The sequence below is a fragment of the Allobosea sp. P2_B12 genome (genome assembly GCF_056404835.1).
Genome location: NZ_JBFUDG010000008.1, coordinates 86,964 through 109,953 on the forward strand (window position 1 = coordinate 86,964; position 22,990 = coordinate 109,953).

Consider the following 22,990-nt stretch of genomic DNA (forward strand, 5'->3'; position numbering starts at 1 on the left):
CAAACGGCCGAATCCGAGCAGGCCTCTTCACGCTTCCGCAGGGACTGCCGGGCATCGTTTCCGCAAGGTCACTGGTGGAGACATGGTCGCGATGGCCCAAAGGCCGATCATCTGGGCGCTTGGTATTGCAGCCGTGGCATCGTTCAGCGCCCTGGGCTACGGTCCGCGGCTGGCGCGCCTCGTCGGCATGGACACACCGAGTGCGGCCTCGGTCACAGCCGCAGGCCCGGCCTCGAGCGCTCGCACCGAGGCGGGCAAGACCGGCGCCTCCAAGCCGGCTGAACCACCGATCCTGACGGTTGCCGCCGATTATCGCGGGCATTACGTCGTGCATCCCTCGATCGACAATTTCCGCATCCAGATGCTGGTCGATACCGGGGCGAGTCTGGTGGCGCTGACCGCGCGCGACGCCCGCGCGCTTGGCATCCAATTGTCGGTCTCCGACTACAAGATGGCGCTGAGCACCGCCAACGGAACGGTCCGCGGCGCACGCGTCAACCTGCGCGAGGTCAGGCTCGGCTCGATCCTGGTGCGCAATGTCGAGGCGGTCGTTCTGCCCGAAGGCGCGCTCTCGATGAGCCTGCTCGGCACCTCCTTCCTCGGCAAGCTCAAGGGCTACGAGGTCCAGACCGGCCGCATGGTCCTGCGCGGTTGAGCCACGCGCCTTAACCTCGATCCCAGCCGCTTACCCGACCCAACGTCACGGCGGTTTTCCTGCGGCGTCCAATCGGCTATGCCGATTGGCGTCGTTTTTGCGTTGCAACATGACGATAGTGATGCGACCCCAAGAGCCCGCCCTGCGGAGTCTCCCTGCTGCCATGGATGGTCAGATGTTCCCCAAACCGCTGCCCGAGCTGTTTCCCAACACCTTCGCCTATGAATCCTTGCCGATGGTGAAGCCGACCGGCTTTCGGGAATACGACGCGCGCTGGTTCTTCGGCGAGGAGCTCAACCTGATGGGCGTCCAGGCCGTCGGCATGGGGCTCGGCACGCTGATCCGGCGCATGGGCATCAAGCCCGAGATCGTCACCGGCCATGATTTCCGCGGCTACTCCTCCTCGATCAAGATGGCCCTGGTCACCGGCTTGATGGCGGCGGGCTGCAAGGTCCACGACATAGGGCTCGCCATGTCGCCGATGGCCTATTTCGCCCAGTTCGCGCTTGACGTGCCCTGCGTCGCGATGGTCACCGCCTCGCATAACGACAATGGCTGGACCGGGATCAAGATGGGTGCGCAGCGCCCCGTCACCTTCGGCCCCGAGGAGATGGGCCAGCTCCGCGACATCGTGCTGGCCGGCGAGTTCGACCTGGTCGGCGGCGGCTCCTATGTCTTCGTTCCTGATTTTCCGGCGCTCTACATCAAGGATCTGACCGACCGGCCGAAGATCAAGCGCAAGCTCAAGGTCATCGCCGCCTGCGGCAACGGCACGGCCGGCGCCTTCGCGCCGCAGATTCTGGAGGCGCTCGGCTGCGAGGTCATCCCGATGGATGCCGAACTCGACCACACCTTCCCGCGCTACAATCCCAACCCCGAAGATATGAAGATGCTCCACGCCATGGCCGATGCCGTGAAGGAGCACGGCGCCGATATCGCGCTAGGCTTCGATGGCGATGGCGACCGCTGCGGCGTCGTCGACAATCATGGCGAGGAGATTTTCGCCGACAAGATCGGCGTCATGCTGGCGCGCGACCTCGGCAAGCTTCATCCCGGCGCGCAGTTCGTCGTCGACGTGAAATCCACCGGCCTGTTCGATACCGATCCGGAGCTGCAGGCGCTTGGCGTCAAGACCGATTACTGGAAGACTGGTCACTCCTACATCAAGCGTCGGGTGCGTGATCTGAACGCTCTCGCCGGCTTCGAGAAGTCCGGCCATTTCTTCTTCAATGCGCCGGTCGGGCGCGGCTACGACGATGGCGTCGTCACCGCGATCGCGATCATCGACATGCTCGACCGCAACCCGGGCAAGTCGATGGCAGAGCTCTACGCCGCCGTGCCGAAGACCTGGGGCACGCCGACCATGGCTGCCAAATGCGCCGACGAGACCAAATACGGCGTCAGCGAGCGCGTCACCAAGGCAATCGAGGCGCTTCATGCCAGCGGCGGCACCATCGCCGGCCAGCCGATCCGCGACGTCATCACCGTGAACGGCGTGCGTGTCGTCAATGCCGATGGCACCTGGGGGCTCGTCAGGGCCTCCTCGAACAAGCCGGAGCTCGTCGTGGTCTGCGAGAGCCCGGTCTCGGAGGCGCGCATGCGCGAGATGTTCGCCGCGATCGACGGCGTGCTGCGCCAGAACCCGGAGGTCGGCGCCTACAACCAGACGATCTGACGGATAAAGGCCGTCCTGCGGCTCAGCTGAAGCCCGGGCACATCGCGACGCCGGAGCGCTCGACCTGCTCGATGTTGGCGGTGCCGCCGGCCTTGCCGAGGCGCGGGCGCATATAGATCGGCGAGCCGCCGATGGTGATCGCGCCGCCCTCGATGATCCAGCCGACGACCGGCGTGAAGGCGTAGCTCGCCTGCGCCATCAGAATCGAGGTGTTGGGGAGGCGCAGATCGGACGGGATGGTGACGGTCGCCCCGCGCGCGAACTTGGTTGAATTGCGTTCCTCACTCCAGCAGACTTTCGCGACGCCGGCGCTGTCAATGACGATGTGGTGGACCGACATCTTCGGTGCCACGGTGGTGAACGGCATCATGACCGTCTGGGCCGCGTCGAAGATGTTGCTCATGTCGGTATTGGGGATCGTGCTGGCCTGCGCCGTCAGATCGACCAGCGAGCGGGTCAATTGCGTGACCTTGCGGTCGATCATGATGGCCTGGCCGGTTTCGACGATGCCGAAATAGATCGCCAGCATCGCCGGCAGGATCATGGCGAACTCGACGGCAGCGACGCCGCGACGGTTGCCGCCGAACCGGCGTGCCAGGTGCCGCAGCGCGGCCCGGTTGCGCTTGACCGAGAATGCGCGGTTCATCGGGGGTCTCATGTTGCGGGCGCGTTGAAGGGCTCGGTCCGGAACGTCGCCGAGGCCACGATGCCGCGGCGGCCGGAGCCGATATTGGCGAGGCTTGAACTCCACTGAGTGAAGTACAGCGAATATTCGAGCACGGCACGGACGACCACGATCTGGCTGGGTTGCGGTTGGTTGAAGCCGAAGCCGGTCGTGTTCAGCCCGCCGGCGCTGATCGGGTTGCTGCCGTCGACGCCGGTCTTGGCCCCGGCGAAGGAGGAATAGGTCCGGACGTCGATGACCAGTTTCGAGCAGTCGACCATAGTGGTCGCAACGGCACAGACGTCTTCGCGGAACTTGGTGGTATTTTGCGGCCCGGTGCCCACATAGCGGGTTTGCGATTCGCCCGTAAGCAGTCTGCGCGAGGTCTGCGACACCGCTTCTTCAAGGACCTGACTCGTCCAGAACATCAGGGCCGTTTCCATGATCGCAGCCAGCAGCATCAGGAAAGGCAGCGCGATGAAGCCGAACTCGACCGCAGTTGCGCCCTCCTGCGCGCGGCGGAAGCGGGCGAGCAGATGCGGTCGCCGGAGACGGGTGGAGTTGGCGGGCACGGCCGCGTCTGTTTCGGTTGCGATCGGGGAAGGTGTCATGCCGCCTGGTCCGGTTGTCGCTTCGCAGATCCTCGCCGCTTGGCAGTCGAGCCGGCTCTCGCTGGCCGCCATCGGGCACGGCGCCACCCGATCACAGCTTCAGGTCATAGCGGCAAAGGATTTCCGATCCGTTAGGGTGCCGCTCGGCGCGGTCGAGCGGCTGTTAGGAGATCGTTCACCCTGCTTGGCCTGACGTGTGGCGACGGGACCAGCATCCGCCCGCCGCATCTCCTGACGGCATCCCTTCTCCTCGGGCAGGCCTTCTCCCCGAGCAGGCCTGCCTGCGCTCCCGGGGAGCCGGAAACACGCGGGACCTGCTTTAGCGCTTTATGGCGCCCAATGCGTTGCCGTTGCGGGTCGTAGCCTGCGAGCCGACGTCGCCGAAATATTTCGGGGCGTCGCCGAGCTGGACGGCTGGCTGGCAGACCGGCGTGCAGGAATAGCTTTCCCGCTCGAGCCCGCGCTGCACCGTCAGAACGGAATCGGAATCCGCGCCCACGCGCACGAGCGATTCCGCCAGCAGCGTACCGCTCGCGTCGAGCGCGATCAGGTTGGTGACGCCAAAGCTCTTGCCGGTCACGACCATGATGCCGTTCTTCTGGACAGCGACATCCGCGATGGCCGGGTTCCCGATGATGACGGTCTGCGCCTTCTCGGGCAACCTGACGACCTTGGCGTGATCGACCATGACGACGACGCTTTCGGCCTTGTTCACCGCAGGAGCCGCACGCGCTGGCACCAGTCCAGCGACCAGGATCGCCCCGCAGGCGGCCCCGGCAAGCGCCCGTTTCGTGGCCGAGAGAGTGGACATGGCGCTGCCTCAAGATTTCCAACCGGCTCAGGAAAGCGCAAAATGATGAATCATTCCCTAAGCCGGCCGCGACGATGGATTTGATAGCGGCGTCGATGCGATGCCCAAGGGGAAAGACGGCGCCGGCAGATGTTATCAGCAGAGAACAAGGGAAAGAAGTGGCAGTTTATCTACAATTACAGATAGAAATAACTTTGATTTAACCCTCATTTTCTCTCTCCTGAAGATATATATACAGGAATTAATCCTGTAAAGCCAGCATTAACCATCGAAACGATGTCTGCGAGATCGGGCGAATTCTTGTATCGCCTTAACTGATCGGCAAGAGGGGCGAGGTAATGTCCATTTGTCGCTGACCGAAGCCGCTTCAGAGCAAAGGCAGCCGTCAAACCGTGGTTCAAAAGGAGTTTCACATGACCAATGTTTTCGCTCGCTTCGTCAAGGATGAGTCCGGCGCGACCGCCATCGAATACGGCCTGATCGCCGCCCTGATCGCCGTCGTCTGCATCACCGTCTGGACGAGTGTCGGCACATCGCTGTCGGCCAAGTTCCAGGCCATCAACACTGGCCTCAAGTGAGATCGACGCGGGCGCTCCGGCGCCTGCGGCTCTCGATTGCGAAACGCCCCGGCTGGTCCGGGGCGTTTTGATTCCCAAAGGTAAGCTCCGGATCGTCTGGAGTGTTCCATTTGCGGTAAGGGTTTGGTGAGGCGCCTGCGCCAGGATCGCCAGACACGCCGCCGGTCCCGCAAGGGTATGTTCATGTCACTCCCGCTCGTTGCCCTGCTGTTCGTCTTCCCGGCTGCCATGGCCTATGCGGCGGCCAGCGACCTCGTCTCGATGACGATCTCGAACCGGCTCTGCCTCGTCCTGATGGCGACCTTCGCGGTCTGCGCCGCCATGCTCGGTTTCGGCTGGGTCGAACTCGGCTGGCATCTCGCTGCCGGGGGTCTCGTGCTCGCTGTCTGCTTCGGCATGTTCGCGGCGGGCTGGATCGGTGGTGGCGACGCCAAACTTGCCGCGGTGACCGCGCTCTGGTTCGGCTTCGATCAACTGATGCCCTATCTCACCATCGCGGCCCTGGGTGGCGGCGTGCTGACCTTCGCCATGCTCAAGCTGCGGTCGGGCCCGCTGCCGGATGTCGCGAGCGGCTGGTCCTGGGCGCGCCGGCTGCATTCGCCGAAGGAGGGCGTGCCCTATGGCATCGCGCTGGCCTTCGCCGCCCTGCTGGTGCTGCCCAATACGACTATTTGGCGCGCCGCCATTGGCGTCTGAAGCAATTCCAGCGCCGAACTCCAGGACGTGACAAAAAGATACGTCCGATTAACCATAAGTTGACGACTCCACCCGCACGATCCTCGGCGAGAGCCAACTGGGTTTGGCTGAGGGTCAGTCGCAATGAGTCCCGCCCGCATCATCATTCTCCTGGTCGCGCTGGTTGCCGGTGTCGGCGCAGCCATGCTGATCAGCAAACCGTCGCAGACGCCGGCGCCCGCAGCACAGATCGAAGCGGCGCCGACGGTGCCGGTCCTGGTCGCCGCCGCCGACATCCCCGTCGGTAACGTTGTCGCTGCTGCAGACATGCGCTGGCTCGACTGGCCTCTCGCCAGCGTGCCGTCCGGCGTCGTGCGCAAGGACGAGGCGCCCCAGGCCGAGCAGGAACTCATGGGTCAGGTCGCTCGCTACGGCATGCTCGCCGCCGAGCCGATCCGCCGCGAGAAGCTGATCAAGACCGATGGTACAGGCTTTCTGTCGGCAGTGCTGCCGTCCGGCATGCGCGCCGTCGCGATCTCGACCGACAGCCGCGGCGCCAATACGGCCGGCGGCTTCATCCTGCCCAACGACCGCGTCGACGTCATCGTGACGATGAAGGGTCCGGCCGTCGAGGGCGAAGGCGACGCGTTCCTCAGCGAGACGATCCTGCGGAATCTGCGGGTGCTCGCCATCGGCCAAAATGTCCAGGAGCGCAACGGCGAGAAGGTGGTGATCGGCGAGACCGCGACCCTCGAAGTCAATCCTGGCCAGGCCGAATCCCTGTTCCGGGCCCAGAAGATGGGCACCCTGTCGCTCTCGCTGCGCAGCCTCAAGGATGCGGGGCAGGTTACGACGCCCGGCACTGCTTCCGAAGGAGCCCTGACGATCGTCAAATATGGCGTCACCATGAGGAGTGCGAACCAGTGAGCCGGGAACGTATCGTCCTCTCCGCCATTCTCGCCCTGTTCCTGACCGGCGAGGCGGTTGCCCAGTCCAGCGGTCCGGCACCTGTCCTGAACGTCGGCACGAGCGAGCATGCCATCGCCCGCAAGCTCGATTTGTCGATCGGCCGCTCGCTGATCGTCGAGCTGCCGCGCGACGCCAAGGAGGTCTTCGTCGCCAACCCGAAGGTCGCCAATGCCGTCGTCCGCTCGGCGCGCAAGCTCTTCATCATCGGGATCGCCGACGGCTCGACCTCGATGTTCGTCATCGACGGTGAGGGCCGCCAGATCACGGCGCTCGAAATCGAGGTCGGCCGTGATCTCAACGTCCTGCGCCAGACCCTGCGCAGCGCGCTTCCCAAGGCGCAGATCGAGATCAAGCCCGCCGGCAACTCGATCCTGCTCGTCGGCAACGTCGCCAACGCGTCCGAAGCGACCCAGGCCGTGGATATCGCCAACGCTTTCGTCGGCGTGACCGGTGGCCTGTTCACCTCCACCAAGGGCGCCGTCATCAACTCGCTGACGATCCGTGGCCGCGACCAGGTCATGGTCAAGGTCGTGGTCTCCGAGGTCTCGCGCAAGGCGATCAAGCAACTCGGCATCAATTCGACCGGTGAGTGGAAGCTCGGTAATTTCTCGGTCCTGCCGACTCTCGACAATCCGCTGCCGCTGCAGCCGCAAGCGCTCGCCGCGACAGCGATTACGGCCGGTATCGGCAATTCGTCCAACTTCACGCTGCGGGCCCTCGAACGCGCCGGCCTCTCCCGCGTCCTGGCCGAGCCGACCGTCACCGCCATCTCCGGCGAAAGCGCGAAGTTCACGGCCGGCGGCGAAGTGCCGGTGCCCAGCGGCTATTCCTGCGACGGCAGCGGCCTGTGCACGCTCGGCATCCAGTACCGCCCGATCGGCGTGGCGTTGAACTTCACGCCGATCGTCTTGTCCGACAACAAGATCAGCATGCGCATCGCCACCGAGGTGACGGAGCTCGACTTCGAGAACCAGCTTCGCCTCAGCGACACCCGCAACAGCAGCCAGCAGGTCGTCAACGCCCCGGCCTTCCGGGTCCGCAAGTCTGACACCACGGTCGAGCTGCCTTCGGGCGGCACGCTGGCGACGGCTGGCCTGATCCAGCGGGTCTCCAAATCCTCGCTCAATGGCTTTCCCGGCCTGATGAACCTGCCGATCATCGGCGTGCTCTTCCGCTCGCGCGACTACCAGCGCGAGGAGACCGAGCTGATGATCACGGCGACGCCCTACATCGCCAAGCCCATGGAACCCAACCAGGTCCAGCGACCCGATGACGGTTTCGTCGATGCCCATGACGCGCAGGCCATCCTGCTCGGGCGCCTGAACAAGATCTACGGAACCAGCGGCGGGCCGCTGCCGCAAGCCTACAAGGGCCGCGTCGGCTTCATCGCCGACTGATGGCGCAAGTGCCTGATGGCGAAGCTGCACGCGTAAGGGATTACGAGACCATGACGGCTCGATCACAGAAGACCACGCTCCGCCACGCCGGCCTCGGCATCGTCCTCGCTGCGGCGACGATGCTCGGCGCCTGCGCCAAGCAGGGCGACCTCGTCAGCTCGCGCGCACCCGTCGACGTGCGCGAGCGACATCCGATCGTGCTGCGGGATGCGCCGCGCTCGCTGGATGTCTTCGTCGGGCGTTCCGGCGCCGGACTCGACTCCCGCCAGGAAGAAGACGTCGCGGATTTCGCCAGGGAATATCGCCGCTCGGGCAAGGGCGGGCTCGTCGCCCAGGTGCCGACGGGCGCGCGGCGCGAGATGGCGGCCCACGATACGCTGAACGGCATCCGCTCGGCGCTGTCGCGTGGTGGCGTGCCGGGAACGGCGCTGTCGGTGCGGACCTATTCCGTCGCCGATCCGGGCCTCGCCTCGCCGATCCGTCTCACCTTCGCCTCGCTGCAGGCAGGCCTGCCGCATGATTGCGGGCAGTGGCCGGCGGATACCGGCGCCTCCAGCATGAAGGAGGACATGACCAACGAGCCCTACTGGAACTTCGGCTGCTCCAGCCAGGCGACGCTGGCCGCGCAGGTGGCCGATCCGATCGATCTCGTCCGCTCGCGCAGCGAGGGCCGCCCCGACATCGCCAAGCGCATGGGCGCTATCGCCAAGATTCGCGACGGCAAGGATCCGTCGACCCAGTACCGGCAGGAAACGCCGCAGATCAATTCGACGGTCGGAGGCCGCTGATGAGTGCCGGGCAGGACTTCGAGACGCGCTCGGGCGACGCTGCGGCCGAGGATATCGTCGCGCCGCTTCCGCGCATCACCCTGCAGGCCTTCTGCGAGACGCCGGCGGTCGCCGCGACGATGCAGGCGGCCATCGCCGACCGGCGCATGGACAAGGCGCATGCACGCATCCAGATGGGCGGCCCGGCCGCCGCGGTGGAGGCCTTCCGGGCCGCGCCAACGCCCAACATCATCGTTCTGGAGACGGTGTCCGATCCCGCCGCCCTCGTCGGCCATCTCGACACCCTCTCGGAAAGCTGCGACCCCGGTACCAAGGTCGTGGTCATCGGCCACGTCAACGACGTCCAGCTCTACCGCGACCTGATCCGTCGCGGCGTCAGCGAATATCTGATCGCGCCTCTCGGCACGCTCGACGTGCTGCGCACGCTGTCGGAGCTTTATGTTTCGCCGGGCGCCCGCAATCTCGGCAGGATCATCGCGGTCATGGGCGCCAAGGGGGGTGTGGGCGCCTCGACTGTGGCGCACAACGTCGCCTGGGCGATCGCTCGCAACCTCGACGCCTCGACCGTGATCGTCGATCTCGACATCGCCTATGGCACGGCCGGGCTCGACTTCAATCAAGACCCACCGCAAGGGGTGGCCGAGGCCGTGTTCGCCCCGGAGCGCCTCGATGCCAACATGCTCGACCGTCTGCTGTCGCGGTGCAGCGACAATCTCGCCTTGCTGGCGGCGCCCGCGATGCTCGACCGTACGCTGGACCTGCCGGAGGATGCCTTCGAGCAGCTCTTCGATCTTTTGCGCGCCACCGTGCCCTGCGTCGTCCTCGACGTGCCCCATGTCTGGAGCGGCTGGGTCAGACGCGCTTTGATCAGCGCCGACGAGATCGTCATCGTCGCCGGACCGGAACTCGCCTCGCTCAGGAACGCCAAGAACCTGATCGACCTCGCCCGCGCAAACCGGCCAAACGATTCCGGTGCGAGGCTCGTGCTGAATCAGGTCGGCATGCCCAAGCGCCCGGAGATCGACGCCGCCGAATTCGCGAAGGCGCTCAACGTCGAGGTCCTGACCTCGATCCCGTTCGACGCACAGCTCTTCGGCACGGCCGCCAACAACGGGCAGATGATCGCCGAGGTCCAGCCCGCCGGCAAGGTCGCCGAGGCCTTCGTCCAGATCGCCAGCAGTTTGACCGGCCGCGGCGAGGCCAAGCGCAGCAAACGCAGCCTCTTCGAACCGCTTGTCGCCAAGTTGCGGCGCAAGGCCTGAGCGATGCGGCGTCTCCGGACCAGGATCAGGGTTTGGGACCGCGTGAGCGCGGACCAATCGGCTACGCGGCTGACGGCTGCGAAAGAGGATTGAGATGTTCGGAAAGCGATCCCCCGGCGCAGCTGCCGCACCGCCCCTGGCCATGAAGACGCCGGGCGCTGCCGCCGCTCCGGCGCGCCCGCCCGAGCCGCCGCCGGCCGCCGCCGAGACGCGCCGGGCGCCGCTGCCGGCTGCTCCCGCCGAGCAGCCGCGCTCGGACGAATATTACCAGATGAAGAGCATGATCTTCGGTGCTCTCATCGAGGCGATCGACCTGTCGCAGCTTGCCAAGCTCGACGGTGAATCGGCCCGCGAGGAAATCCGCGACATCATCAACGAGATCATCTCGCTGAAGAACGTCGTGCTGTCGATCGCCGAGCAGGAGGAATTGCTCGACGACATCTGCAACGACGTTTTGGGCTATGGCCCGCTCGAGCCGCTGCTCGCCCGCGACGACATCGCCGATATCATGGTGAACGGCGCCACCCGCACCTTCATCGAAGTCGGCGGCAAGATCACGCTGACCAACATCCGCTTCCGCGACAACGCGCAGCTGATGAACATCTGCCAGCGCATCGTCAGCCAGGTTGGCCGCCGCGTCGATGAGAGTTCGCCGATCTGCGACGCGCGCCTGGCCGACGGCTCGCGCGTCAACGTAATCGCGCCGCCGCTGGCGATCGACGGCCCCGCGCTCACGATCCGCAAGTTCAAGAAGGACAAGCTGACGCTGGACCAACTCGTCAAGTTCGGCGCGATTTCGCCGGCGGGCGCAGAAATCCTCAAGATCATCGGCCGGGTTCGCTGCAATATCGTCATCTCCGGCGGTACCGGCTCGGGCAAGACGACGCTGCTCAACTGCCTGACCAACTACATCGACCTCGACGAGCGCGTCATCACCTGCGAGGATGCGGCCGAGCTGCAGCTCCAGCAGCCCCATGTCGTGCGCCTCGAAACCCGCCCACCCAATCTCGAGGGCACCGGCGCGGTCACCATGCGCGACCTCGTCAAGAACTGCCTGCGCATGCGTCCCGAGCGGATCATCGTCGGCGAGGTGCGCGGACCCGAGGCCTTCGACCTGCTGCAGGCGATGAACACGGGCCATGACGGCTCGATGGGCACGCTTCATGCCAATACGCCGCGCGAATGCCTCAGCCGTATCGAATCCATGATCACGATGGGCGGATTCTCGCTGCCCTCCAAGACGCTGCGCGAGATGATCTGCTCCTCGATCGACGTCATCATCCAGGCGCAGCGCCTGCGCGACGGCTCCCGCCGCATCACCCACATCACCGAGGTGATGGGCATGGAAGGCGAGGTCATCATCACGCAGGACATCGTCAACTACGACATCATCGGTGAGGACGCCCACGGCAAGCTGGTCGGACGCCATCGCTCGAGCGGCATCGGCCGGCCGCGCTTCTGGGAGCGCGCGCGCTACTATGGCGAGGAGCAGAGGCTCGCCGCCGCGATCGACGAGCTCGGGGAGGCGGAAGCCGATGCGGCCTGAACGCACCGGCCGCGCGGAGCGGCAGCGATGGATCTGAGCTTCATCGCCGTTATCGTGCTGGCGACGCTGGCTGCCGGCGGCGTCACCTATGCCCTGTTCTATCCGATGCTGAGCGGCCAGGCGCGGGCCGAGAAGCGCCGCAAGGAATTCGCCAGCCCGGTGGCCGCCCGAGGCGTCGACCGCGAGGCGCAGAGCCGGGCCAAGCGCGGCCAGATCGCCCAGAGCCTGAAGGAGATCGAGAACCGTGAGAACGCGCGCAACAGGCTGACGCTCGAACAGCGCATCCTGCAGGCCGGGCTGAACTGGAACCGCAAGAAGTTCTACGTGATCAGTGCCGGCATGTCGGTCGGCACGGCATTCGTGCTGTTCCTGCTGAGCGGTAGCACGGTGCTCGCGCTGGTGGGCCTGTTCGTCGGCGGGCTGGGCATACCTGCCTGGTTCCTGCAACGTTGCCGGACCGGTCGGCTCAAAAAATTCGGCAACGAATTTCCCAATGCGATCGACGTCATCACGCGTGGCATCAAGGCCGGCCTGCCGCTGAACGATTGCCTGCGCATCGTCGCGACCGAGGCGGTCGAGCCGGTGAAAACCGAATTCCGGTTGATCATCGAGAGCCAGGCGCTTGGACTGTCGCTCACTGACGCCGTCGCAAAGCTCTATGAGCGCATGCCCTGCCCGGAATCGAATTTCTTCGGCATCGTGCTGGCGATTCAGCAGAAGACCGGCGGCAATCTGGCCGAGACGCTCGGAAACCTGTCGCGCGTCATTCGCGACCGCCGCAAGATGCGCGACAAGATCAACGCCGTCTCGATGGAAGCCAAGGCATCGGCGGGTATCATTGCCTGCCTGCCGCCGTCCGTGGCCGGCATGGTCTATCTGACGAGCCCTCGCTACATTGAGCTGCTGTGGCTGACGCAGGCAGGCAAATTCGCGCTCGTCGGCTGCGCCATCTGGATGCTGATGGGCGTCCTGGTCATGCGCAAGATGATCAACTTCAACATCTGAGGCGGCGCCGATGATTTCCCTGATCGCGGAAAAAGCTGTCGACGGCCAATTCCTCCTGGCGTTGCTCGTCGCGGTCGCCGCCGCAGCGACGGTTCTCACCATCGCCATTCCGCTGACGGAGGGGTCGAGCCTCCAGAAGCGTATGAAAAGCGTCGCCACGGAGCGCGAGAAAATCCGCGCCCGCGAACGCGAACGCCTGAACCGCCAGAGCGACCGGGTCTCGCTGCGCCAGGAACCGAAAGAGTTCATGCGGCGCATCGTCCACCAGCTCAAGCTGGGCGACTGGCTTGGAACGGAAACGGCCAAGAAGCAGCTCGCCATGGCCGGCTATCGCGGTCAGCAGGCCGAGGTGGCGTTCCTCTTCTTCCGCTTGGTGATGCCGATCGGCCTCTTCCTGTTCGCCCTGCTCTATCTTTTCGTGATCAACGATTTCGGCTACTCGACGATCGTCCGGATCGGAATAACGGTGGGGGCCGCCTATCTCGGAATCAAGGCACCGGAGCTCTTCCTGTCGAACCAGATCGGCAAGCGTCAGACCTCGATGCGGATGGCCTTTCCCGACGCCCTCGACCTCCTGCTCATCTGCGTCGAATCCGGCATGTCGATCGAGCACGCCTTCCGCAAGGTCTCGACCGAGATCGGCGGCCAGTCGGTGTCGCTCGCCGAGGAGTTCGCGCTCTGCACGGCCGAGCTGTCCTATCTTTCCGAGCGTCGGCAGGCTTATGAGAATCTTGCGGCCCGCACCGGGCTCGAAGGCGTCAAATCGGTATCGACCGCGCTGATTCAGGCGGAGCGTTATGGTACGCCGCTGGGAACCGCGCTGCGGACGCTATCGCAGGAAAGCCGCGACCAGCGCATGATGGCGGCCGAGAAGAAGGCCGCCTCCCTGCCCCCGAAGCTCACAGTGCCGATGATTCTGTTCTTCCTGCCGGTGCTGTTCGTCGTCATCATGATGCCGGCCGTGATCCAGGTGATGAAGCTGGAGTGAGCGGCCTGCTGCCGTCGCGATAGCTCCTGCGGATCGATGCTCACCTGCCGCTTGATGCTCGTGCGACGGGAAAACCTCCGGTTCTCGATCCTGCCAAGCATAGATCGCTCTCGCCTCCTTGGGGCGAAGGTCCTTGCAAGAGCCAGAATTGCGCGGTGGTTTGAGAGCCATTTGGGCTCTCAAGGTCCGGACAGGTCGCCTGGACGCCTATTTGTGCCGGACGCTCTGGCTCAGCCCTGCGGCGCGGCTGCGACCGGCGCGCTGGCATGGGGCTTGGGCTTGCCCTTCGGTCCGCCGGTCTTGAGCATATCCCAGCTGTTCTGCTGGCTGACGCTGCGCTTGAGATAGGCGATCGTGGCCGCAGCCTCTGCCGGGCTCTGGACCTGCTTCGCCAGCGTCTCGGCTTCAGTGAAGCGGCCCTGCAGGCCGAGAACCAGCACGAGATTCTGGCGCACGCGCGGATCGCCGCCGCCGGCAGCGGCCGCTTCGCGCAGCACGCGCTCGGCTTCTGGCAACTGCCTGGAGAGGGCCAGCGACAGGCCGAGATTGGAGAGCACGGTCGGCTCGTTCGGCGCGATCTTGAGCGCCGCCTGGTAGATCTGCTGGGCCCGGGCATGCTCGCCGAGCTGGTCGGCCACGGTGCCTTGCGCCGACAAGATGCGCCAATCCGGCCGCTCCGGCGAATGCGCTCGCGAGAGCACCTCGTCGGCCTCCCTGAGCCGGCCGTTGTCGGCGAGCGAGCGGCCATAGGCGCCGAGCATCTCGCGATCGTTGGAATGGGTCAGCACGGCGTTCTGGAGAACGGCCAGCGTCTGGGCGTTCTGGTCGAGCGCACGCAGCGCGCGGGCATAGTAGAAGGCGGCGTCGCGATCCTTCGGATTGGCGTCGTAGCGCTTGCCCCAACGTTCGCTCTCGGCATGCCAGTCGGCTGGGCTGCGCGGCTGCGCCGTGCTCTTGCCGATCGAGCCGGTGATGTCGCCGACCCCGCCGCGGCCCTGGCAGCCGGCCAGCGCCAGGGCGGCGAGGCCGACGGCAAGGCCCAGCGCCGCGCGCGACAGCCGGCGCGAGCGGGGCGCGGGCGCTGGCGCGAGTGCTGACGAAAGAGCTGGATGACTGGAAGACATGGGTCGCATCGCCTCGCCACGATGGAAGATCTGGTTGCTCCGGTGATAAAACGTTAACCCTAACGCATCCTTAACCGGCTCCGGCCGCACCCTCCCGACCAGGTATCCGACGCTCGTGCACAGCCTCATCGTTCAAGCCTCGTCTCCGCAGGCATCAGCCGCCATTCCCGTCCATTGCGTATCGAAGACGGGGCTTGCGGGTCTGCTGGCGGGGCTTGCTCCGCTCGCGCGGCGCTTTGCGGAGGCACAGGGGTTTTCGGCCTCCGTGGGCCAGCATCTCCTCCTGCCGGGCGAGACGGGCGCCATCACAGCTGTTCTGCTCGGGGTCGAGGCGCCCGATGCACGCCGCCGCGACCCGTTCGCGCCAGGTCGGCTTGCCGCTTTGCTGCCTGCTGGCGACTATGCGCTGGCTGGGGAAATCGGCGATCCCGGCCTCGCCGCGCTCGGCTGGCTGCTCCAGGGCTATCGCTTCGAGCGCTACCGCAAGCCCGCTCCTGCTGCCGCAAGGCTCGTGTTGCCTGAGGGTGTAGACGGCGAAGATCTGACGCGGGTCGCGCAATCGGTCGGGCTCGCGCGCGATCTCGTCAACACGCCGGCCAACGACATGGGGCCGGCCGAGATCGAGGCGGCGATCCGCACTCTCGCCGCCGAATGCGGGGCCACGGCGACCGCGATCGTCGGCGATGATCTGTTGGCTCGCAACTTTCCGATGATCCACGCCGTCGGCCGCGCCTCGCCGCGCGCCCCGCGGCTGATTGATCTGGTCTGGGGCGATCCGGCCCATCCGAAGATCACGCTGGTCGGCAAGGGCGTCGCCTTCGACACCGGCGGGCTCGATCTCAAGCCCTCGGCCGGCATGCTGCTGATGAAGAAGGATATGGGCGGGGCGGCTGCGGCGATCGCGGCGGCGCGCATGATCATGCTGGGCAAGCTGCCGGTGCGGCTGCGGCTGCTCGTGCCGGCCGTGGAGAATGCCGTCTCGGGGTCCTCGTTCCGGCCGGGCGATGTGCTGGCCAGCCGCAAGGGGCTGTCCGTCGAGATCGGCAACACCGATGCCGAGGGTCGTCTGATCCTGGCCGACGCTCTGGCGCTGGCCGATGAGGAGGCGCCGGAACTGCTGATCGACTACGCCACGCTGACGGGAGCCGCCCGCACCGCGCTGGGGCCGGAGTTGCCGCCCTTCTACACCCATGACGAGGGGCTGGCAGCCGAGATCGGCAGGCTGGGCGAGGCGGTCAACGACCCTGTCTGGCGCATGCCGCTCTGGCCGAACTACGAGCGGATGCTCGACTCGCGGATCGCCGATCTCAACCATGTCTCCGGCGGCAGCTTCGCCGGCTCGGTGACGGCGGCGCTGTTCCTGAACCGATTCGTCGAGAAGACCGCCTCCTATGCTCATTTCGACATCTACGCCTGGAATCCTTCGGGCAAGCCCGGCCGGCCCGAGGGCGGCGAATGCCAGGCGGCGAGGCTGACTTACGCGCTCGTGAAGCAGCTTTACCCCGCCGGTTAAGCCTGCCGCGAGAACCCGATTGCGCCTTCGCGCTTGCGGGATAATGATACGGGTCCGTAACGATCGGGACCGCAGACTCGCATGCCATTGGAGATCAGGCCCTCTCAGGCGCTCAGGCTGTGGCGGCAGGTCCATCTCGATCTGGTGCGGGATGGCGATTCCGATCTCTCTGCGCGACAGACCGCGATCCTGCTGACGATTTATCTGGAGCTGCCACCCCATACGGTGCGCGGCCTCGCAGCCCAGCTCGGCGTCACCAAGCCGGTCATCACCCGCGCGCTCGACACCATGGGCAAGCTTGGCCTGGTCACCCGCAAGCGCGACGATTTCGACCGCCGCAACGTCGTGATCCAGCGCACCGTCGCCGGCGCGCTCGCCGTCGAGCGCCTGGCCGATCTCGTGGTCGAGCGCGCCAGGGAAATGGGCGGAAGCTGATGCAACCCATTTCCAGCATCCTCACCGCGAGGCTAGATTGCTGCCATGACTGCGATTCTCGACCGCCGCATCACGCCGGCCCGCCCCGATCTCGCCGCCCGCCACCTGATCGGACAGGTCGAGGCGCGGGCCTTTGCCGATCCCATGCCGATGCGCGTCGTAGCGCCATCCGCGCCGCTGCGCCGCGAGCCGCGCCCGGATGCACCTCTCGACACGGAGGCGCTCTGCGGCGAACTCGTCGATGTTTATGAGAGCTTCGAGGGCTGGGCCTGGGTTCAACTCCGCAGCGACGGCTATGTCGGCTATCTCCCCGACGATGCCCTGCGTGGCGATGCGCTCGCCCCGACGCATCGCGTCAGCGCGTTGCGGACCTTCGTCTATCCCGGCCCCTCGATGAAGCTGCCGCCACTGGCCGCGCTCTCGCTCGGCGCGGGCCTCAGCGTGGCGGGCGAAGCCGGCGATTTCGTCGTACTCTCCGAGTTTGGCCGGTTCGCGAGCGGCTATGTCTTCGCTGCTCATGTGGCGTCTCTCGACGCGCCCGAGCCCGATTTCGTCACCGTCGCGGAACGGTTCCTCAACGTGCCCTATCTCTGGGGCGGCAAGACCAGCCTTGGGCTCGACTGCTCGGGCCTGACGCAGCTTGCGCTTGCCGCAGCCGGCATCGCCTCGCCGCGCGATTCGGACATGCTGGAGAACGGCATCGGTGAGCTGGTCACCTTCGACGACGGCCTTCAGGGATTGCAGCGTGGCGATCTGGTCTTCTGGAAGGGCCATGTCGGCATCCTGACCGGCCCCGACACGCTGCTCCACGCCACCGCCTATTCGATGACGGTGATGAGCGAACCGCTGCGCAGCGCCCGCGACCGGATCCAGGCGAAGAGCTTCGGCGCGATCACGAGCATCCGCCGGATCGGCTGAAATAATCTTGGCAAAGATTGCCAAAATGCTATCCTGCCGCGACAGGAGGCCGACATGGCGACGATGAACGTTTCCCTGCCCGACCAGATGAAAGCCTGGGTCGAGACGCAGGCCAATGGCGGCCGTTATGGCAATGCCAGCGACTATGTCCGCGACCTGATCCGCAGGGATCAGGAACGGCAGGAAAAAATCGCGGAGTTCCAGCGGCTGGTTGATGAAGGCCGCGCCAGCGGCATCGGTACGCGTACCCTGGACGAGATTCGCCAGGCGGCACGTGAGCGCGCCCGAGAGGCGGGCGCCGATGGCGCTTAGGCTGACGCAAGAGGCGGAACGGGACCTCGAGGACATCTATGTTCGAGGTGCTCTCCAATTCGGCACCACCCAGGCGGAGCGTTACAGCGACGCTCTCGATGCCTGCCTCGAATTGCTAGCCGCAAACCCAGCGATGGCGCCGGAACGAAGCGAAATTTCAAAGCCCGTCCGCGCTCATCCCCATGGCAGTCATCTGGTCGTGTACGAGATCGAGGACGACGACATCCTGGTCCTGCGCATTTTTCACCGCCGCCGCGACTGGCAGCGAGCGCTTTGAGCCTCACCCCAGCCCCTTCAGCCGGTACAACGCCTCCAGCGCCTCGCGCGGCGTCATCTCGTCGAGGTCGAGCCCATCGAGCGCCAGGCGCAGCGGATCCTCCGCCGGCACGGCGGGCACGGGTGCTGAACGCCTGAGCGGCGCCGCAAACAGCGGCAGGTCGTCGACCAGCGAGGCGACGGGCTTCTCGCGCTCGCTCTTCTCCAACTCGCTCAGGATGGTGCGGGCGCGCTCGACCACGGCCGGCGGCAAGCCGGCGAGCTTGGCGACCTGGATGCCGTAGGACCGGTCGGCGGCGCCCGGCACGACCTCGTGCAGGAAGACGACCTCGCCGTTCCATTCGGTGACGCGCACCGTCGCATTGGTAACACGGTCAAGCCGGTCCCCCAGCGCCGTCAACTCGTGATAATGCGTCGCGAACAGGCCCCGGCAGCGATTGACCTCATGCAGATGCTCGATCGCGGCCCAGGCGATCGAGAGTCCGTCGAAGGTCGCGGTGCCGCGCCCGATCTCGTCGAGGATGACGAGCGCGCGCGGGCCGGCCTGGTTCAGGATCGCCGCCGTCTCGACCATCTCGACCATGAAGGTCGAGCGCCCGCGCGCCAGATCGTCGGCGGCGCCCACCCGCGAGAACAGCCGGTCGACGATGCCGATATGGGCGCTCGTCGCCGGCACGAAAGCACCCATCTGCGCCAGCACCGCGATCAGCGCGTTCTGACGCAGGAAGGTCGATTTACCGGCCATGTTGGGACCGGTGATCAGGCAAATGCGGCCACCCTTGCCACCGGTTCCGGGCGGTGACAGCTCGGTGTCGTTGGCGACGAAGGGCTTGCCGTCCCGCTTCAGCGCGGCCTCGACGACGGCATGGCGCGCCCCCTTGATGGTGAAGGCTGCGCTGTCGTCGATGACGGGCCGGCTCCAGCCTTCGCGGCTGGCCAGTTCCGCCAATCCCGCCGCGACGTCGATCTCGGCCAATGCCGCCGCAGCCTGCTTGATCGGTTCGGCGTGGCAGAGAACCTCCTCGGTCAGCGCCGCGAAAATGCCGAGTTCGAGCTTGAGCGCGCGGTCGGCGGCCGAGGCGATCTTGGCCTCGAGACCGCCCAGTTCGACCGAGGAGAAGCGCATCGCGTCCGACATCGTCTGGCGATGCACGAAGGTCGCCCGCCAGGGCTCCTTCAGGAAATCCTCGCCGACGGCCTGGGGCACCTCGACGAAATAGCCGAGCATCGAGTTGTGCTTGATCCGCAGCGTGCGGCAGCCGGTGTCGGCAGCATAGCGCGCCTGCAATTGCGCGATGACCTTGCGGGAATCGACCTGCAGCAGCCGCAATTCGTCGAGCGCTTCATCGTGACCTTCGCGCACGAAGCGCCCGTCGCGGCGGTTCAGCGGCAGCTCCTCGGCGAGCATCGCCTCCAGCCGCGCCGGCAGGTCGGGGTCGATCTGCGACAGGGCGCGCGACGCCTTGGACAGTTCGGCAGGCAGTGCGGCGCGGCCGAGCAGCATGCCGACGATGGCGCGCGCCGCGCTCAAGCCCGCCCCCAGCGCGGCGAGATCGCGTGGGCCGCCGCGATCGAGAGAGAGACGCGCCAGCGCACGCGCGATGTCAGGCACCCTGGCGAGCGCCGCCTGCAGATCCTCGCGTAGCGCGTTGTCGGCAACGAGAGCCTCGACCGCGTCGTGGCGCTCGGCGATAGCCCCCGGGCTCGTCAGCGGGCCGGCCAAGCGTTCGGCGAGTAGGCGCGCGCCGCCAGGCGTCACGGTGCGGTCGATCGCAGCGAGCAGGCTGCCGCCGCGCTCGCCCGACAGCGTCCGGGTCAGTTCGAGATTCGCGCGCGTCGCTGCGTCGATCAGCATGGTGTCGGAGCCGGCATCGCGCACCGGCGGCGACAGCGGCGGGCGGGCGCCGAACTGCGTGCGCGCGACATAGGCCAACGCAGCTCCAGCCGCCGCCACCTCGGCCCGGCTGAAGCTGCCGAAGGCGTCGAGCGTGGCGACGCCGAAGAACTCCTTCAGCCGGCGCTCGGCCGAGGCCGCATCGAGCCCCTCGCGTGCCAGCGGCGTCACTGGCACGCCGATATCGCGCCAGAACTCCTTCATATCCGGATCGTCGTGGATCGCGTCGGGGCAGACGATCTCGCGCGGTTCGAGGCGGGCGAATTCGATCGCGAGCCGCTCCTGCGGCGCCTCCATCACGCTAAAGCGACCGGTCGAGATGTCGATCGCGGCGATGCCGTAGAGTGCGCTGGCATCGCCGAGCTTGCGCCGCGCCACCGCCACGAGCAGGCTCGCGCGGCCAGGCTCAAGCAGGCGCTCCTCTGTGATCGTGCCAGGCGTGACGAGACGCACCACGTCGCGCCGCACCACGGATTTCGGCCCACGCTTCTTGGCCTCGGCCGGATCCTCGATCTGCTCGCAGACCGCGACGCGGTGGCCGGCCGCGATCAGCCGCTGCAGATAGTCGTCGGCGCGGTCGACCGGCACGCCGCACATCGGGATGTCGTCGCCCTGATGCTTGCCGCGCTTGGTCAGCACGATTCCCAGCGTGCGCGAGGCGATCTCGGCATCGGTGAAGAATAATTCGTAGAAATCGCCCATCCGGTAGAACAGCAGGCAGTCGGGATTGGCGGCTTTGATCTCGACATATTGCGCCATCATCGGCGTGACCCGGGCGGCATCGTCCCTGGCAGCGACGACGGGAGGGGCGGGCGGATCGACCCGCTCGTGAAGAGTTTGGCTGACGCTATGCATGGCGCGCGACGCTAGCGTTTCGGCTCCGGCTTGGAAACCGCGGAGCCCGGAGCACACGCGCCTGACGGCTTTTTGATGTGGATGCGCGCGGCACGTGCCGGCGGTGCAACACGGTTCAGCATTCGTTAGCTGCAAATGACGTAGATGATGAATGGACGCCGTCCTCGGCCGCAGCGGGCAAGCCCATATGCTACTGGAACTCACCAGAGGTCTTGGTTACCTGATCGTCGCTGCGGTGCTCGTGCCGGTCGCGACGCAGCGGCTTGGCGAATATCACAGGCTGCGGCAGGTCGTCATCGGGATCATCTTTGCAGCGGGCGGATGCGCCAGCATGCTTGATCCGATTATCGTCGAGCCCGGCATCCTGCTCGATTTCCGCAACATCGCCGCAGTTCTCGCCGGTCCGCTGGGCGGCCCGATCGCAGCTGGCATCGCGGCGATCGGCCTGTCGGCCGTGCGGATCCATCTCGGGGGATCGGGAGCCGAGGCCGGCGTCATCGGCCTCATGCTGTGCTCGCTCATCGGGTTGGCTTATGCGATCTGGCTTCAGCGTCTGAGACGCACCATGTCGCTGGGTGGGCTTGTCGCCCTCAGCCTGGTCGCAGCCTGGATGCCGGTCGCGATGATTCTGGCCTACGTCTCGTTCCCGCGCGCCTGGGGCCTGATCGTGACGATATCCGGGCCTAGGGCCACGGTGGTCAATGTGCTGGGCGCCATTCTGATCGGCTACATCATCAGGAGCGACCAGCAGCGCATCGAGGCGCTGCTGCGCCTCGAGGCCTGCACCGCCAATATGCCGGGCGTCCTCTACCAGAAGATCCTGAGGCCGGACGGCACGATCCAGCACAAGCTGGCCAATTCCAAGATCGAGCAGTTCCTCGACATCACGCGCGCGGAAGTCGAGCGGGACCCTGACAGCTGGCTGCGATGGCTGGTGCCCGAGGACCGGGAATTCCTGGCGAAGGCCAATGCCCAGGCCGCCGCCGAAAGAAGCCTCAAGCCGTGGCGCTTCGAGGGGCGTCACCGCAAGGACGACGGCTCGATGGTCTGGCTGAGGACCGACGCCGCGCCGCGCCGCCTGGCTGATGGCTCGATCTGCTGGGACGGAATCATGACCGATGTCACGGCGGAGCGAACACTCGAACAGAGGCGGCGGGAATTCGACGAGGAACGCAAGGCAGCGCTCGAGGGCCTCGCCGTGCAGCTGGAGGTCACGGTCGGCCAGGCGCTTCAGGAGGTGGCTTCCTCGGTTCGCAGCATGCACCAGGCAGCCAACGAAATGGTGGGCAGCGCCAACAACACGGCTCTGCGCGCCGGCGAGGTCACCCGCGAGGCGGAAGGCGCCTCACGGCGTGTCGGCAGCGTCGCGGTCGCGGCAGAGGAAATCGAGGCCTCGATCCGCGAACTGACGCGCCAGACGGCCCATGCCGATCAGACCGTGCGCGATGCGGCGAGTTATGTCCGCTCCACCCGAAGGGACGTCGCCGGCCTCGGCGCGGCCGCGGACAAGGTCAGCTCCGTGCTCGACTTCATCGAGGATATCGCCTCGCGCACCAACCTGCTGGCGCTCAACGCGACAATCGAGGCCGCGCGCGCCGGAGCGGCGGGACGCGGCTTCGCGGTCGTGGCCGGCGAGGTCAAGAACCTGGCCGAACAAACCCAGAAGGCGACCCGCGACATCGCGGCGACACTGGAGGAGATCCGGCGTGCGGCGGCGGCGGCGACCGATGCCGTCGTCCATATCGAGGGTACGATGACGACGATCGAGCGGACCTCGGGCGCCATCGCCGACGTCGTCAGCCGGCAGGCCGACATCGCCTCGACGATCACGACCGATGCTCAGGCGGTCGCGGGCAGCACCAGCGCCGTGACAGCCAGCGTCGGTTCGGTCGGCCACGAGGCATCCTTCACCGGCGATGCGGCCCAGCGCGTCCTCGATGTCGTCCGCAAGGTCGACGAGCAGACCGCCGCGCTCGATCGCTATGTCGGCGAATTCGTCGGCGGGGTGCGCAAGCGCCTCTAGACAAGCTCGCGCTGCC

At 66.3% G+C, this 22,990-nt stretch carries 22 protein-coding genes; 17 read left to right on the forward strand and 5 right to left on the reverse strand.

Annotated elements, in window-relative coordinates; translation table 11 throughout:
- The first annotated feature begins 91 nt into the window (after positions 1 to 91).
- On the forward strand, positions 92 to 655 hold the full coding sequence (locus AC1DYU_RS18985) for a retropepsin-like aspartic protease family protein (RefSeq protein WP_476792983.1): 564 nt from the start codon (positions 92 to 94) through the stop codon (positions 653 to 655).
- Positions 656 to 830: 175 nt separating this feature from the next.
- Positions 831 to 2,330, forward strand: a complete 1,500-nt coding sequence (locus AC1DYU_RS18990; RefSeq protein WP_476792984.1) for a phosphomannomutase/phosphoglucomutase — start codon at positions 831 to 833, stop codon at positions 2,328 to 2,330.
- Between the two features lie 22 nt (positions 2,331 to 2,352).
- On the opposite strand, the gene AC1DYU_RS18995 is transcribed toward AC1DYU_RS18990, so the two are convergent.
- From AC1DYU_RS18995 to AC1DYU_RS19005, 3 genes are all read right to left on the reverse strand, one after another.
- Positions 2,353 to 2,976 (reverse strand): TadE/TadG family type IV pilus assembly protein, encoded by a 624-nt coding sequence (locus AC1DYU_RS18995; RefSeq protein ID WP_476792985.1) that lies wholly within the window; start codon positions 2,974 to 2,976, stop codon positions 2,353 to 2,355.
- Positions 2,977 to 2,984: 8 nt separating this feature from the next.
- Positions 2,985 to 3,677 carry a TadE/TadG family type IV pilus assembly protein gene (locus AC1DYU_RS19000; protein WP_476792986.1) on the reverse strand — a complete coding sequence of 231 codons (693 nt, stop codon included), beginning with the start codon at positions 3,675 to 3,677 and terminating at the stop codon, positions 2,985 to 2,987.
- Positions 3,678 to 3,924: 247 nt separating this feature from the next.
- On the reverse strand, positions 3,925 to 4,416 hold the full coding sequence (locus tag AC1DYU_RS19005; RefSeq protein WP_158484892.1) for a pilus assembly protein N-terminal domain-containing protein: 492 nt from the start codon (positions 4,414 to 4,416) through the stop codon (positions 3,925 to 3,927).
- A gap of 413 nt (positions 4,417 to 4,829) precedes the next feature.
- Between AC1DYU_RS19005 and AC1DYU_RS19010 the strand changes: the two genes are divergently transcribed.
- From AC1DYU_RS19010 to AC1DYU_RS19050, 9 genes are all read left to right on the forward strand, one after another.
- A complete protein-coding gene (locus AC1DYU_RS19010) occupies positions 4,830 to 4,994 on the forward strand; it encodes a Flp family type IVb pilin (protein WP_476792987.1) in 165 nt (54 codons plus the stop codon).
- Between the two features lie 183 nt (positions 4,995 to 5,177).
- Positions 5,178 to 5,690, forward strand: a complete 513-nt coding sequence (locus AC1DYU_RS19015) for an A24 family peptidase (protein ID WP_158484890.1) — start codon at positions 5,178 to 5,180, stop codon at positions 5,688 to 5,690.
- Between the two features lie 123 nt (positions 5,691 to 5,813).
- Positions 5,814 to 6,596 (forward strand): Flp pilus assembly protein CpaB, encoded by a 783-nt coding sequence (gene cpaB, locus AC1DYU_RS19020; protein WP_158484889.1) that lies wholly within the window; start codon positions 5,814 to 5,816, stop codon positions 6,594 to 6,596.
- Positions 6,593 to 8,035 carry a type II and III secretion system protein family protein gene (locus AC1DYU_RS19025; RefSeq protein WP_476792988.1) on the forward strand — a complete coding sequence of 481 codons (1,443 nt, stop codon included), beginning with the start codon at positions 6,593 to 6,595 and terminating at the stop codon, positions 8,033 to 8,035. Before cpaB ends, AC1DYU_RS19025 begins: the two co-directional genes overlap by 4 nt.
- A 50-nt stretch (positions 8,036 to 8,085) precedes the next feature.
- Complete coding sequence (locus tag AC1DYU_RS19030) at positions 8,086 to 8,823, forward strand: CpaD family pilus assembly protein (RefSeq protein WP_476792989.1); 738 nt, start codon at positions 8,086 to 8,088, stop codon at positions 8,821 to 8,823.
- Positions 8,823 to 10,085 (forward strand): P-loop NTPase, encoded by a 1,263-nt coding sequence (locus tag AC1DYU_RS19035; protein ID WP_158484886.1) that lies wholly within the window; start codon positions 8,823 to 8,825, stop codon positions 10,083 to 10,085. The genes AC1DYU_RS19030 and AC1DYU_RS19035 overlap by 1 nt, the downstream gene beginning before the upstream one ends.
- Positions 10,086 to 10,179: 94 nt before the next feature.
- Positions 10,180 to 11,631: a TadA family conjugal transfer-associated ATPase gene (locus tag AC1DYU_RS19040; RefSeq protein ID WP_158484885.1), complete on the forward strand. Its 1,452-nt coding sequence runs from the start codon at positions 10,180 to 10,182 to the stop codon at positions 11,629 to 11,631.
- Positions 11,632 to 11,658: 27 nt separating this feature from the next.
- On the forward strand, positions 11,659 to 12,636 hold the full coding sequence (locus AC1DYU_RS19045; protein ID WP_476792990.1) for a type II secretion system F family protein: 978 nt from the start codon (positions 11,659 to 11,661) through the stop codon (positions 12,634 to 12,636).
- A gap of 10 nt (positions 12,637 to 12,646) precedes the next feature.
- Entirely contained in the window at positions 12,647 to 13,624 is a 978-nt protein-coding gene (locus AC1DYU_RS19050; RefSeq protein WP_158484883.1) for a type II secretion system F family protein, read from the forward strand.
- A 230-nt stretch (positions 13,625 to 13,854) separates the two neighbouring features.
- On the opposite strand, the gene AC1DYU_RS19055 is transcribed toward AC1DYU_RS19050, so the two are convergent.
- Positions 13,855 to 14,748 carry a tetratricopeptide repeat protein gene (locus AC1DYU_RS19055; RefSeq protein ID WP_476792991.1) on the reverse strand — a complete coding sequence of 298 codons (894 nt, stop codon included), beginning with the start codon at positions 14,746 to 14,748 and terminating at the stop codon, positions 13,855 to 13,857.
- A gap of 127 nt (positions 14,749 to 14,875) precedes the next feature.
- On the opposite strand from AC1DYU_RS19055, the gene AC1DYU_RS19060 reads away from it, so the two are divergent.
- The 5 genes from AC1DYU_RS19060 (at position 14,876) to AC1DYU_RS19080 (ending at position 18,203) form a co-directional block, all read left to right on the forward strand.
- Positions 14,876 to 16,261, forward strand: a complete 1,386-nt coding sequence (locus AC1DYU_RS19060) for a leucyl aminopeptidase family protein (RefSeq protein WP_476793072.1) — start codon at positions 14,876 to 14,878, stop codon at positions 16,259 to 16,261.
- Positions 16,262 to 16,342: 81 nt separating this feature from the next.
- Complete coding sequence (locus AC1DYU_RS19065; protein ID WP_158484882.1) at positions 16,343 to 16,696, forward strand: MarR family transcriptional regulator; 354 nt, start codon at positions 16,343 to 16,345, stop codon at positions 16,694 to 16,696.
- Between the two features lie 45 nt (positions 16,697 to 16,741).
- Positions 16,742 to 17,614, forward strand: coding sequence for a C40 family peptidase (locus AC1DYU_RS19070; RefSeq protein WP_476792992.1), 873 nt, complete (start codon positions 16,742 to 16,744; stop codon positions 17,612 to 17,614).
- A 54-nt stretch (positions 17,615 to 17,668) separates the two neighbouring features.
- Positions 17,669 to 17,926 (forward strand): type II toxin-antitoxin system ParD family antitoxin, encoded by a 258-nt coding sequence (locus AC1DYU_RS19075; RefSeq protein ID WP_158484880.1) that lies wholly within the window; start codon positions 17,669 to 17,671, stop codon positions 17,924 to 17,926.
- Entirely contained in the window at positions 17,916 to 18,203 is a 288-nt protein-coding gene (locus AC1DYU_RS19080; protein ID WP_476792993.1) for a type II toxin-antitoxin system RelE/ParE family toxin, read from the forward strand. The genes AC1DYU_RS19075 and AC1DYU_RS19080 overlap by 11 nt, the downstream gene beginning before the upstream one ends.
- A gap of 3 nt (positions 18,204 to 18,206) precedes the next feature.
- On the opposite strand, the gene mutS is transcribed toward AC1DYU_RS19080, so the two are convergent.
- A complete protein-coding gene (gene mutS / locus AC1DYU_RS19085) occupies positions 18,207 to 20,951 on the reverse strand; it encodes a DNA mismatch repair protein MutS (protein WP_476792994.1) in 2,745 nt (914 codons plus the stop codon).
- A 151-nt stretch (positions 20,952 to 21,102) separates the two neighbouring features.
- On the opposite strand from mutS, the gene AC1DYU_RS19090 reads away from it, so the two are divergent.
- Positions 21,103 to 22,974, forward strand: coding sequence for a methyl-accepting chemotaxis protein (locus AC1DYU_RS19090; protein ID WP_476792995.1), 1,872 nt, complete (start codon positions 21,103 to 21,105; stop codon positions 22,972 to 22,974).
- The last annotated feature ends 16 nt before the right edge of the window (positions 22,975 to 22,990 follow it).

Excerpts from the sequence above, each read along its gene's own strand:
- AC1DYU_RS18985 (WP_476792983.1), top strand. The coding sequence starts at position 92 with ATGGCCCAAAGGCCGATCATCTGGGCGCTTGGTATTGCAGCCGTGGCA.
- AC1DYU_RS18990 (WP_476792984.1), top strand. The coding sequence starts at position 831 with ATGTTCCCCAAACCGCTGCCCGAGCTGTTTCCCAACACCTTCGCCTAT.
- AC1DYU_RS18995 (WP_476792985.1), bottom strand. The coding sequence starts at position 2,976 with ATGAACCGCGCATTCTCGGTCAAGCGCAACCGGGCCGCGCTGCGGCAC.
- AC1DYU_RS19000 (WP_476792986.1), bottom strand. The coding sequence starts at position 3,677 with ATGGCGGCCAGCGAGAGCCGGCTCGACTGCCAAGCGGCGAGGATCTGC.
- AC1DYU_RS19005 (WP_158484892.1), bottom strand. The coding sequence starts at position 4,416 with ATGTCCACTCTCTCGGCCACGAAACGGGCGCTTGCCGGGGCCGCCTGC.
- AC1DYU_RS19010 (WP_476792987.1), top strand. The coding sequence starts at position 4,830 with ATGACCAATGTTTTCGCTCGCTTCGTCAAGGATGAGTCCGGCGCGACC.
- AC1DYU_RS19015 (WP_158484890.1), top strand. The coding sequence starts at position 5,178 with ATGTCACTCCCGCTCGTTGCCCTGCTGTTCGTCTTCCCGGCTGCCATG.
- cpaB (WP_158484889.1), top strand. The coding sequence starts at position 5,814 with ATGAGTCCCGCCCGCATCATCATTCTCCTGGTCGCGCTGGTTGCCGGT.
- AC1DYU_RS19030 (WP_476792989.1), top strand. The coding sequence starts at position 8,086 with ATGACGGCTCGATCACAGAAGACCACGCTCCGCCACGCCGGCCTCGGC.
- AC1DYU_RS19035 (WP_158484886.1), top strand. The coding sequence starts at position 8,823 with ATGAGTGCCGGGCAGGACTTCGAGACGCGCTCGGGCGACGCTGCGGCC.
- AC1DYU_RS19040 (WP_158484885.1), top strand. The coding sequence starts at position 10,180 with ATGTTCGGAAAGCGATCCCCCGGCGCAGCTGCCGCACCGCCCCTGGCC.
- AC1DYU_RS19045 (WP_476792990.1), top strand. The coding sequence starts at position 11,659 with ATGGATCTGAGCTTCATCGCCGTTATCGTGCTGGCGACGCTGGCTGCC.
- AC1DYU_RS19050 (WP_158484883.1), top strand. The coding sequence starts at position 12,647 with ATGATTTCCCTGATCGCGGAAAAAGCTGTCGACGGCCAATTCCTCCTG.
- AC1DYU_RS19055 (WP_476792991.1), bottom strand. The coding sequence starts at position 14,748 with ATGTCTTCCAGTCATCCAGCTCTTTCGTCAGCACTCGCGCCAGCGCCC.
- AC1DYU_RS19065 (WP_158484882.1), top strand. The coding sequence starts at position 16,343 with ATGCCATTGGAGATCAGGCCCTCTCAGGCGCTCAGGCTGTGGCGGCAG.
- AC1DYU_RS19070 (WP_476792992.1), top strand. The coding sequence starts at position 16,742 with ATGACTGCGATTCTCGACCGCCGCATCACGCCGGCCCGCCCCGATCTC.
- AC1DYU_RS19075 (WP_158484880.1), top strand. The coding sequence starts at position 17,669 with ATGGCGACGATGAACGTTTCCCTGCCCGACCAGATGAAAGCCTGGGTC.
- AC1DYU_RS19080 (WP_476792993.1), top strand. The coding sequence starts at position 17,916 with ATGGCGCTTAGGCTGACGCAAGAGGCGGAACGGGACCTCGAGGACATC.
- mutS (WP_476792994.1), bottom strand. The coding sequence starts at position 20,951 with ATGCATAGCGTCAGCCAAACTCTTCACGAGCGGGTCGATCCGCCCGCC.
- AC1DYU_RS19090 (WP_476792995.1), top strand. The coding sequence starts at position 21,103 with ATGGACGCCGTCCTCGGCCGCAGCGGGCAAGCCCATATGCTACTGGAA.